This window comes from Pseudomonas sp. NFACC25 (assembly GCF_900100935.1).
Classification (GTDB): domain Bacteria; phylum Pseudomonadota; class Gammaproteobacteria; order Pseudomonadales; family Pseudomonadaceae; genus Aquipseudomonas; species Aquipseudomonas marginalis.
Window position 1 is genome coordinate 91,483 of record NZ_FMUC01000019.1, and the last position, 11,486, is coordinate 102,968.

General features: G+C 61.9%; 7 protein-coding genes. 3 read left to right on the plus strand and 4 right to left on the minus strand.

Annotated features, from left to right (window positions below; all coding sequences use genetic code 11):
- Positions 1-10: 10 nt before the first annotated feature.
- Positions 11-847, minus strand: coding sequence for a 23S rRNA (adenine(2030)-N(6))-methyltransferase RlmJ (locus BLQ09_RS28435; protein ID WP_027604962.1), 837 nt, complete (start codon positions 845-847; stop codon positions 11-13).
- Positions 848-1,022: 175 nt separating this feature from the next.
- Here BLQ09_RS28435 and BLQ09_RS28440 point away from each other — a divergent pair, with 175 nt between their 5' ends.
- Positions 1,023-2,300 carry an O-acetylhomoserine aminocarboxypropyltransferase/cysteine synthase family protein gene (locus BLQ09_RS28440; RefSeq protein WP_027604963.1) on the plus strand — a complete coding sequence of 426 codons (1,278 nt, stop codon included), beginning with the start codon at positions 1,023-1,025 and terminating at the stop codon, positions 2,298-2,300.
- Here BLQ09_RS28440 and BLQ09_RS28445 read toward each other — a convergent pair.
- The 3 genes from BLQ09_RS28445 to putP all read right to left on the minus strand — a co-directional run bounded on the left by BLQ09_RS28445 (position 2,286) and on the right by putP (position 6,728).
- The gene (locus BLQ09_RS28445; RefSeq protein WP_027604964.1) at positions 2,286-3,011 is read right to left on the minus strand and encodes a DUF4123 domain-containing protein; all 726 of its coding nucleotides are present in this window, start codon (positions 3,009-3,011) and stop codon (positions 2,286-2,288) included. The genes BLQ09_RS28440 and BLQ09_RS28445 overlap by 15 nt on opposite strands.
- Positions 2,986-5,040 carry a type VI secretion system Vgr family protein gene (locus BLQ09_RS28450; RefSeq protein ID WP_051429331.1) on the minus strand — a complete coding sequence of 685 codons (2,055 nt, stop codon included), beginning with the start codon at positions 5,038-5,040 and terminating at the stop codon, positions 2,986-2,988. The genes BLQ09_RS28445 and BLQ09_RS28450 overlap by 26 nt, the downstream gene beginning before the upstream one ends.
- 203 nt (positions 5,041-5,243) lie before the next feature.
- Positions 5,244-6,728: a sodium/proline symporter PutP gene (gene putP, locus BLQ09_RS28455; RefSeq protein ID WP_027604965.1), complete on the minus strand. Its 1,485-nt coding sequence runs from the start codon at positions 6,726-6,728 to the stop codon at positions 5,244-5,246.
- A 460-nt stretch (positions 6,729-7,188) separates the two neighbouring features.
- On the opposite strand from putP, the gene putA reads away from it, so the two are divergent.
- Together putA and BLQ09_RS28465 are read left to right on the plus strand one after the other, a co-directional pair.
- Positions 7,189-11,142 (plus strand): trifunctional transcriptional regulator/proline dehydrogenase/L-glutamate gamma-semialdehyde dehydrogenase, encoded by a 3,954-nt coding sequence (gene putA, locus BLQ09_RS28460; RefSeq protein ID WP_027604966.1) that lies wholly within the window; start codon positions 7,189-7,191, stop codon positions 11,140-11,142.
- Between the two features lie 108 nt (positions 11,143-11,250).
- Positions 11,251-11,486, plus strand: a 236-nt coding sequence (locus tag BLQ09_RS28465; RefSeq protein ID WP_139202142.1) for a helix-turn-helix domain-containing protein, incomplete at its 3' end; no start/stop codon positions are given.

Genomic DNA, 11,486 nt, shown 5'->3' on the forward strand with positions numbered 1-11,486 from the left:
CAACTTACAACTACTCAGCGATGAGCCAATCCATCTGCCACCCACCCTGGGTCTGGCCAAGCTGCTTGGACAGCCACGGCAGCAGCTCGCGCAACTCCTCTTCCAGGCCCCACGGCGGGTTGGCAATCGCCAGGCCCGAGCCGGTCAGGGTGTTGGGCGTGTCCAGCGGATGCACCAGCAATTCCACGCGCAGCAACTTCGGCGCACCGGTGCCGGCCAGGTCCTGGTAGAAGCGACGCAGCATGCGCTGGTCCTTCACCGGGTACCAGATCGCCGCGACCGTCTGGCGCATACGGCTGACGGCTTCCTTGAGGGACGCAGCACAGCGCTGCATTTCGTCGAGTTTTTCAAACGGCGGATCGATCAGCATCAACGCACGCTTTTCCGGCACCGGTAACAGCGCGCGCGGCACATGCCAGCCTTCGCCCAAATGAACCTTGACCCGACGATCGCCCTTCATGTTGTCCTTGAGCAACACGCCGTCTTCCGGGTGTTTTTCATTGAGCAGCACGCGGTCCTGGGGGCGCGTAAGGCGGCGCGCCAGCTCCGGTGAGCCCGGGTAGTAGCGCAACTGGCCATCGGGGTTCATCTCGTGCAGCACGCGCATGTAGTCGGCGGTCAACGCGGGCAGGTCGGCGGCGCCCCACAAGCGCGCGATACCTTCCAGGTACTCACCCGTGCGGTTGGCCTGATCACCTTGCAGGTCGTACAGGCCAATCCCAGCGTGAGTGTCGAGATAGGCAAACGGCTGCTCCTTGCGCGACATCAGGGCGATGAGACGGGTCAAGGTCAGGTGTTTGAAGACATCGGCATGGTTGCCGGCGTGAAAGGCGTGACGATAATTCATGGTTGCTCCTGCGCAGGGGGCGAAGTTTACCTTCTACGGGCGCAAAGGTGCAGGGCCGCATGCCGGGCGGCGCTTATGCCGCAAACGCAGGCAGCCCGTTGAAAAAAATCTAAATGTCGACGGCGAGGCGGATTTATTGTGGCCTTCCACTACTCCAGGGAGGTCAATAACAATCATGAAAGACGCCACCATCGCGCTGCACCACGGTTTCAAGTCGGACCCGACCACCAAGGCCGTCGCCGTGCCGATCTACCAGAACGTCGCCTTCGAATTCGATAACGCCCAACACGGCGCCGACCTGTTCAACCTGGACGTACCCGGCAATATCTACACGCGCATCATGAACCCCACCAACGATGTGCTGGAACAGCGCATTGCCGCCCTTGAAGGTGGTATCGCGGCGCTGGCAGTCTCGGCCGGCAGCGCGGCGATCCACTATGCCATCCAGACCTTGACCCGTGCGGGTGACAATATCGTCACCACACCGCAACTCTACGGTGGCACCTACACGCTGTTCGCCCACCTGCTGCCGAGCTTTGGCGTGGAGGTGCGTTTCGCCCGGGACGACAGCGCCGCCGCCATCGCCGAACTGATCGACGACGACACCAAGCTGGTGTACTGCGAAAGCATCGGCAACCCGGCGGGCAATATCATCGACATCGAAGCCCTGGCCGACGTCGCCCATGCCCGCGGCGTGCCGCTGGTAGTGGACAACACCGTGGCCACGCCGATCCTGTGCAAGCCGATCCAGTTCGGCGCCGACATCGTGGTGCACTCGGTGACCAAGTACGTCGGCGGCCATGGCAACTCCCTGGGCGGTGTAATTGTCGACAGTGGCACGTTCCCGTGGACGAAATACGCGGATAAATTCCCCGGCCTCAACCAGCCCGAGCCGGCCTATCACGGCGTGGTCTATACCGAAAAATTCGGCCCCGCCGCCTTCATCGCCCGTGCCCGCACCGTGCCACTGCGCAACACCGGTGCAGCGTTGGCGCCGATGAATGCCTTCCTGTTGCTGCAAGGCCTGGAAACACTGGCATTGCGCATGGAGCGCCACACCGAAAACGCCCTGAAAATCGCGCAATTCCTGCAAGGCCATGCCGAGGTGGAGTGGGTCAGCTACGCCGGCCTGCCGGACCACCCGCACCACGCATTGGCGCAGAAATACATGCAGGGCAAACCGTCGGCGATCCTGTCCTTCGGTTTGAAAGGCGGCTTTGATGCCGGTGTGCGCTTCTACGACGCCCTGCAAATCTTCAAGCGCCTGGTCAACATCGGCGACGCCAAGTCCCTGGCCTGCCACCCGGCTTCCACCACTCACCGACAGATGAACGAGCAGGAACAGGCCAAGGCCGGCGTAAAGCCGGAAATGATTCGCCTGTCGGTGGGTATCGAAGCGGTCGAAGACCTGATCGACGACCTGCAACAGGCGCTGGCCTCAACTCAACTCTGAGTCCAGGTAGCCCGCCAGCGCTTCAGCGCTGATGTCCGTACTGCGCGCGAAGTAGGCGACCTTGTGCCGCAAGGTCGCCGGCGTAAAAGCGGCATACAGGTCGGGGCGCTGCTCTTCCAGCCACTGCAGCAGGTTGTCGATCAGGGTCTGCGGCGACTGCGCGGCCAAGTGCGCCAATAACGCGTCAGGCACTCGCCACCAAGGGCTGGCCTTGGCCGCAGTGACCGATGGCGTCGCCACGCTCAACGGCTGGCCATTGATCAGATAGCGCTGGAACACGGGCAGTACTGCGCCGATTTCATCGTCCAGTTTCTGCACAATCGGCAGAAACTGGGCGCCATCCCAGAAGCGCAGGAACACGCTCCGCTCATCGGGAAGCACTATCTTGGTCAGGCCTTGCAGGTGAGCAACGACGACTTCCAGCGGACTGGACGATACCGCCAGCCAACCCCAGTCCGAGGCTTCAGTGGTTGCGATCCAATCGAGGAAGGCACTGTCGGGCTCGACAACCGCTGCGTAGGGCATCACCTCATCCCACCCGGCATAGGCCGTACCTGCCCAGAGCGCTTGAGGCAACATCCCGCCGGCCGAGACTTGCCACGCAGCCAGCGGCTTCGCGTCGCTGGCACTGCTCAGTACCACGTAAAGCCGCTCATTGGGGAGTAGAGGGCATTGTGCCAGCCAGTCATCGGGGCTCAAGGGTTGGGACATCAGGGTAAATTCCTTTTAAGGTTGAATGGAATGGGAGAGCGCACTGCCCGTCACTGCAGCGTTGGCACTCTTCACAAAACGGCGCGCTCCGTTTCAGGCTGGCGACCTGTATCCGGCTCAGCGGTGCAGGTATAACCGCCAGCAACGCCGCTTTCACCCCAGGCATCAATGGCGACGCCGCCGGAGCAGGCGCGCCTCCCAGTTGAATGGGCGTGCTGCTGAAAATCCCCTCTGCCGACAGCGTGATCGACTGCCCACCGGCCTGGATTGTCACGCTCGCGCCCGCATCAATGACAACACTCTGCCCGGCACCCATCCGGATGGCCCGCCCGGCCCGCATCTGCTGCGAACCGCCGACCACCAGATGGTCGTCCTGCTTGAGTTCCGTCAAACGGTTGCCATGGGTGATGCGCTGCTCTTCGCCTTGTACTTCATGGTGCGACTCACCGCCCACCCTGATGCGGCGCTGATGGTCGATCTGCACCTGCTGGTCATGCAGCACATGCTGGGTCCAATCCCGCTGGGCGCGCAGGTAGATCTCCTCGGCGCCCTTGCGGTCTTCGATGCGCAGTTCGTTGTAGCCACCGCCACCGGGGCTGCTCTGGCTACGGAAGATACTGCGGGTCTTGTCTGCCGGCAGGTCGAGGGGGACCGGGGTCGCCGCGTTCGGCAGGCAGGCCATCACCAGCGGCATGTCCATATCCCCATTGGCGAACCCCACCAGTACTTCCATGCCCACTCGCGGGATAAGTACCGAGCCATAGCGGTCATGGGCCCAACCGCTGGCCACCCGCAGCCAGCAGCTGGAATGATCGTCATGCGCCCCAGCGCGATCCCAGGCCAACTGCACCTTGACCCGGCCGTATTCGTCGCAGTGGATTTCACTGTCGACGGGGCCGGTGACCACCGCGCTTTGATAACCCGACAACGCCGGCCGCGCCTGCTCCGGCAAGGGCGGGCGGAAGATCACGTCCCACGGAGTCGCCACACATTCATTGCGATACCCCTGAAGAAAATCTCCACCGCCAACCTCGGTGACAGCCTCCTCCAGAACCTGGGGCTGCCTGCCTTCGTGGGTCACTTGCGTCACCAGCCACACGTCATTCCATTCGTCCCGCGGATGCCCGGTCAACTTGAAGAACCGGCCGCTGCTCAATGCAGGGTCATCGCCGCTGGCACGGGCTATTCGATAGTCGCTACGGTGCCGCTCCAGGCCACGTTGCGCGAGGTATTTGCCGTGGGGGCGATCGGAAAAATGACCGGGGTAGGCCTGCGCCTCAAACCGTGGAAGCTGTTCGCCGACCACGCCACTCTCCAGCACCAGGCTCGGCTTGAGAAAGTCGTAGTCACGCAGGTTGACCGCGGTGGTGCGGGTTTCCAACCGCAGCGCAAAGCGCTTGATGGCCGGCGTATCCGCCACCATCCCGGAGCCCGGCATGTAGGACGTAGGCTGATCGGGCGGGGCGAAAACGGTCTGGTCATCGCCAAACACCAGCAGGTGTCCTTCGGGCGAATGCTGGAAGTGATAGTGAATCCCCTGTTCGGCACACAGGCGCTGAATGAAGGCCAGGTCGCTCTCGCCAAACTGTACGCAATACTCGCGCTCGGGATAGGCGCCACTGAGGTGAAATTCGAATTGGTCGGCATGGAGCTGCTGCTCCGCCAGCACCTGCGCAATGATCTGCGGCACCGTCTTGTGCTGGAAGATCCGCTGGCGACTGCTGTGCGCGAGATAGGCCAACTGCGGCACAAGGCTGATCTGGTAACGCGTCAGCCGCCGCCCGGAATCGCCCTGCGCGACCCGATAAACCAGGCCGTAGACACCACGGCCGTGAGCGTCGAAGCCCAGGTATGCCGGGCGATGCAGCAGGCTTTCCAGGTCCAGGTCGGGCTGTTCGCTGACCAGTTCAAGATCAAAACGATACGGCTGGCTGATGGCTTCGCTACCCCGGAACTCAAACACCTTGAGTTCACTCGACACACCGTCGAGGGTCAGGGTAAAGGCACTTTGATTGGCAGGAGCGAACATCCGGTGTTTCTCTGCGAGGGGTAGGCGGGAGATTCTGCACCACTGCCTCACCCTGCCGGGCACAGCCCAAATAAATCAGTAAAACCCTACATGTGTACGTAGGAGTCCTACTCAGTCCAGCTCGAATCGCACGCAAAAAAAGACCCGCCATCCGTAGGACGCGGGCCTTCTTTTAATTCATCGAGCGCTCAGCGCCCGGCAAATCACTTGTTGAGGTTGTAGTCTTTTTCCGCCGCATCAAAGCGCTCGACCATACCGGCTGTCGGTGCGCCCAGCTTGCTCACGACGTAGATCGCCAGGCTGGCGAAGATGAAGCCTGGGATGATTTCGTACAGACCCAGCAGTTCGAAGTGCTTCCACACGATCACGGTGATCGCGCCGACCAGGATCCCGGCCAGTGCGCCGTTGCGGGTCATGTTCTTCCAGATCACCGAGATCAGCACCACAGGGCCGAACGCAGCACCGAAACCGGCCCAGGCGTAGCTCACCAGGCCCAGGACGCGGTTGTTCGGGTTGGCGGCCATGGCGATAGCGATCAAGGCCACCAGCAGTACCATCAGGCGGCCGACCCACACCAGTTCAAGCTGGGAAGCGCTTTTGCGCAGGAAGGTCTTGTAGAAGTCTTCGGTCAGGGCGCTGGAGCACACCAGCAACTGGCAGCTCAGGGTGCTCATGACCGCAGCCAGGATGGCCGACAGCAATACGCCCGCGATCCATGGGTTGAACAGCAACTTGGCCAGCTCGATGAACACGCGCTCGTGGTTCTCGTTGACCGGGCCCGCCACTTCCGGGTGCGCCGAGAAGTAGGCGATGCCGAAGAAGCCCACGGCCACGGTGCCGCCCAGGCACAGGATCATCCAGGTCATGGAGATGCGACGCGCGTTGGCGATCGACTTCACCGAATCCGCCGCCATGAAGCGCGCGAGGATGTGTGGTTGGCCGAAGTAACCCAGGCCCCAACCCATCAGCGAGATGATGCCGATGAAGGTGGTGTTTTTCAGCATGTTGAAGTTGTCGGGGTTCTTGGCTTCGATGGCCAGGAACGTGGTGTCGACGCCACCGGTGGCCAGCAGCACGATGATCGGCGTAAGGATCAGCGCGAAAATCATCAGCGTGGCTTGTACGGTGTCGGTCCAGCTGACGGCCAGGAAACCACCCACGAAGGTGTAGGCAATCGTCGCCGCAGCGCCGGCCCACAGCGCGGTCTCGTAGGACATGCCGAAGGTGCTTTCGAACAGGCGGGCACCGGCCACGATGCCGGACGCGCAGTAGATAGTGAAGAACACCAGGATCACGACCGCAGAGATGATCCGCAGCAGGCCGCTTTTATCTTCGAAACGGCTGGAGAAGTAGTCCGGCAGGGTCAGGGCGTCGCCGTTGTGCTCGGTCTGTACCCGCAGGCGACCGGCCACGAACAGCCAGTTGAGGTAGGCGCCGACGATCAGGCCGATGGCGATCCAGCTTTCCGACAGGCCGGACATGTAGATCGCGCCCGGCAGTCCCATCAACAACCAGCCGCTCATGTCGGAAGCACCGGCTGACAAGGCAGTCACCACGCTCCCAAGGCTGCGACCGCCGAGGATGTAATCGGAAAGGTTGTTGGTGGAGCGATAGGCCATGAAGCCGATCAGCACCATTGCTGCGATGTAGATCACGAACGTGATCAGGGTTGGATTACTAACGCTCATAGGAGTGACGCCCTGGCTTTGTTTTTATGTAGCGGCGGTCTGTCAGACGGCCACCTACTGGAAGTAGGTAAACGTAACTGCGTGCCGCGCATTTATGACTGACGTTTCCCCAGGAAAGCCGCCAGCCGATGAACCAAACCCTAAAGCCGGTTGCACCTTGGGCGCGAATGCTATTCAACAAAGCAAATAAGGTGCAACCAGTTTCTTGGGAATAAGTTGCACCCAAGTGTAAAACCCGCAAAACGCCCCTTTTTTGCTCCTTTTCGGAGCAAGAACAGCCGATCTCAGAAGCAAATGCACCAAGCCGAAGCGGATTCCGTCGCCGGCCAATTTTTTTCCGATCAAGCGACGAAAAATTCATCGACAAAATGGGTTGCACCCGGTTGCACCTCTCCCTGAGCAAAGCTAATCTTGCCGCCAGCTGATGCCACTCGGTAGTGGCACCCATGAGGATAAGAAAATGGCTACGACCACCCTTGGGGTCAAACTCGACGACCCGACCCGCGAACGCCTCAAGGCGGCCGCGACCTCCATTGATCGCACGCCGCACTGGCTGATCAAGCAGGCGATTTTCAATTACCTGGAGAAACTCGAGGGTGGTGCAACCCTGACCGAGCTCAACGGCTTGAGCAGCAAGGACGCTGACGACGCAGGCGAAGTCCAGAGCGACCACGCCCACCAGTGCTTCCTTGAGTTCGCCGAGAGCATCCTGCCGCAATCCGTACTGCGCGCTTCGATCACCGCCGCTTACCGTCGCCCCGAGCCGGAAGTGGTGCCGATGCTGATCGAACAGGCCCGCCTGCCGGTGCAAATGGCCGAAGCCACCAACAAGCTCGCCGCGTCGATTGCGGAAAAACTGCGCAATCAGAAGAGTGCCGGCGGCCGTGCCGGGATTGTTCAGGGCCTGCTGCAGGAATTCTCGCTGTCGTCCCAGGAAGGCGTAGCCCTGATGTGCCTGGCCGAAGCGCTGCTGCGGATCCCGGACAAAGGCACCCGCGATGCGCTGATCCGCGACAAGATCAGCACCGGCAACTGGCATCCGCACCTGGGCAACAGCCCGTCTCTGTTCGTCAACGCCGCCACCTGGGGCCTGCTGCTGACCGGCAAACTGGTCGCTACCCATAACGAAGCCGGCCTCACCTCATCCCTGAGCCGCATCATCGGCAAAAGCGGCGAGCCGATGATCCGCAAGGGCGTCGACATGGCCATGCGCCTGATGGGCGAGCAGTTCGTGACCGGCGAAACCATCGCCGAAGCCCTGGCCAACGCGAGCAAATTCGAAGCCAAGGGTTTCCGCTACTCCTACGACATGCTCGGTGAAGCCGCCCTCACCGAACACGACGCGCAGAAATACCTGGCCTCGTACGAGCAAGCCATTCACTCCATCGGCAAAGCCTCCCACGGCCGTGGGATTTATGAAGGCCCGGGCATCTCCATCAAGCTGTCGGCCCTGCACCCGCGTTACAGCCGTGCACAGTACGAGCGCGTGATGGATGAGCTGTACCCGCGCCTGCTGTCCCTGACCCTGCTGGCCAAGCAATACGACATCGGCCTGAACATCGACGCCGAAGAAGCCGACCGCCTGGAGCTGTCGCTGGATCTGCTCGAGCGCCTGTGCTTCGAACCGCAGTTGACCGGCTGGAACGGCATTGGCTTCGTGATCCAGGCCTACCAGAAGCGTTGCCCGTATGTGATCGACTACGTCATCGACCTGGCACGCCGCAGCCGCCATCGCCTGATGATCCGCCTGGTAAAAGGCGCGTACTGGGACAGCGAGATCAAGCGCGCCCAGGTCGAAGGCCTGGAAGGCTACCCGGTGTATACCCGCAAGGTGTACACCGACGTTTCCTACATTGCCTGTGCACGCAAGCTGCTGTCGGTACCGGAAGTCATCTACCCGCAGTTCGCTACGCACAACGCCCATACCTTGTCGGCGATTTACCATATCGCCGGTCAGAACTATTACCCCGGCCAGTACGAGTTCCAATGCCTGCACGGCATGGGTGAACCGCTGTACGAGCAGGTAGTAGGCAAGGTTTCCGAAGGCAAGCTGAACCGTCCGTGCCGCGTGTACGCACCGGTCGGCACTCACGAAACACTGCTGGCCTACCTGGTGCGTCGCCTGCTGGAAAACGGCGCCAACACCTCGTTCGTCAACCGCATCGCCGACCAGTCCATCTCGATCCAGGAGCTGGTGGCCGATCCAGTGGCCAGCATCGAGCAGATGGCGACGCTGGAAGGCGGCTTCGGCCTGCCGCACCCGCGTATCCCGCTGCCCCGTGACCTGTACGGCGGCGACCGTGCCAACTCGGCCGGTATCGACCTGGCCAACGAACACCGCCTGGCATCGCTGTCCTGCGCCCTGCTCGCCACCGCGCACAACAACTGGAAGGCCGCGCCGATGCTCGGTTGCGCCGCCAGCGATCAAGCGGCGGCACCGGTATTGAACCCGTCCGACCTGCGTGACGTGGTCGGTCACGTGCAAGAAGCCACTGTCGAAGACGTCGACAACGCGATCCAGTGCGCCATCAGCGCCGGCCCGATCTGGCAGGCCACCCCGCCCGCCGAACGCGCCGCGATCCTGGAACGTGCCGCCGACCTGATGGAAGGCGAGATCCAGCCGCTGATGGGCCTGCTGGCCCGCGAAGCCGGCAAGACCTTCGCCAACGCCATCGCCGAAGTGCGTGAGGCCGTGGACTTCCTGCGCTACTACGCGGTGCAGGCACGCAACGACTTCACCAATGACGCCCACCGCCCACTGGGCCCGGTGGTGTGCATCAGCCCGTGGAACTTCCCGCTGGCGATTTTCAGTGGGCAAGTGGCTGCCGCACTGGCCGCCGGTAACCCGGTACTGGCCAAGCCAGCCGAACAAACCCCGCTGGTGGCTGCACAAGCCGTGCGCATCCTGCTCGAAGCCGGTATTCCCCAAGGCGTGCTGCAATTGCTGCCGGGCCAGGGTGAAAGCGTCGGTGCGCGCCTGGTGGGTGATGATCGCGTCAAGGGCGTGATGTTCACCGGCTCCACAGAAGTCGCGCGCCTGCTGCAACGCAATGTCGCCGGACGCCTGGATGCCCAGGGCCGTCCGATCCCGCTGATCGCCGAAACCGGCGGCCAGAACGCAATGATCGTCGACTCCTCGGCACTCACCGAACAGGTGGTCATCGACGTGGTGTCCTCGGCCTTCGACAGCGCCGGTCAACGTTGCTCGGCCCTGCGCGTGTTGTGCCTGCAGGAAGATTCGGCAGACCGCGTGATCGAAATGCTCAAGGGCGCCATGGCTGAATGCCGCCTGGGCAACCCGGAGCGCCTGTCGGTGGACATCGGCCCGGTAATCGACGCCGAAGCCAAGGCCGGCATCGAGAAACACATCCAGGCCATGCGCGACAAAGGCCGCAATGTGTACCAGGTGGCGATTGCCGACGGTGAAGAAATCAAGCGCGGCACCTTCGTGATGCCCACCCTGATCGAGCTGGAAAGCTTCGACGAACTGCAACGGGAGATCTTCGGCCCGGTGCTGCACGTGGTGCGCTACAAGCGCAAGGAGATCGACCAGCTTATCGGCCAGATCAACGCTTCCGGCTATGGCCTGACCCTGGGCGTACACACCCGTATCGACGAGACCATCGCCAAGGTGATCGACAACGTCAATGCCGGTAACGTCTACGTCAACCGCAACATTGTCGGTGCCGTGGTCGGCGTGCAGCCGTTCGGCGGCGAAGGCCTGTCGGGCACAGGCCCGAAAGCCGGTGGCCCGCTGTACCTGTACCGCTTGCTGTCGACCCGTCCTACCGATGCGATCGAGCAATCCTTCGTACGTGGCGACAAGCTGGCGGCACCGGATGTACGCCTGCGCGACGCCATGAGCCAACCGCTGACCGCCCTGAAAACCTGGGCCAACAGCAATAAGTTCAGCGAACTGAGTGCGCTGTGCAGCCAGTTCGCCGCGCAATCCCAAAGCGGTATCACCCGTCAGTTGGCCGGCCCGACCGGCGAGCGCAACAGCTACGCCATCCTGCCCCGCGAGCACGTACTGTGCCTGGCGGACGTGGAAGGCGATCTGTTGACTCAACTGGCGGCGGTATTGGCCGTCGGCGGTTCGGCGGTATGGCCGGAAACCGACCTGACCAAGGCCGTGTTCCCACGCCTGCCGAAGGAGATTCAGGCGAAAATCAAGCGCGTGGCCGACTGGACCAAGGACGAGGTGGTGTTTGACGCCGTCCTGCACCACGGCGATTCCGACCAACTGCGTGGGGTGTGCCAGCAAGTGGCGCAGCGTGGCGGGGCGATTGTCGGGGTGCATGGTTTGTCCCAAGGCGAGACCACAATTGCCTTGGAGCGGCTGGTGATCGAGCGTGCGTTGAGCGTTAACACCGCAGCGGCAGGCGGTAATGCCAGCCTGATGACCATCGGCTAACTGAATGTGGGAGGGGGCTTGCCCCGGTACAAACCGGGGACATCGTTTACATTTCTAACCGGGGACATGGTTTACAGGCTAATACGCATGATCAGGAGGTAACTGATCATGCCCTGGAACCAAGAGTCCCCCATGAATCAAAGAATCAAGCTGGTAGCTGATTGGCTTTCTGGCAACTTCACTAAAAGCCAGTTGGCACGCCGCTTTGACGTTAGCCGACCTACCGTCGATAAGTGGATTGCCCGGCACGACGGCGATTTGAGGTCTTTATCCGAACTGTCCCGGCGACCTCACAACAGCCCAAATAAAACCGACGACGAGATTTTGGCCCGTGTAGTCGCGAT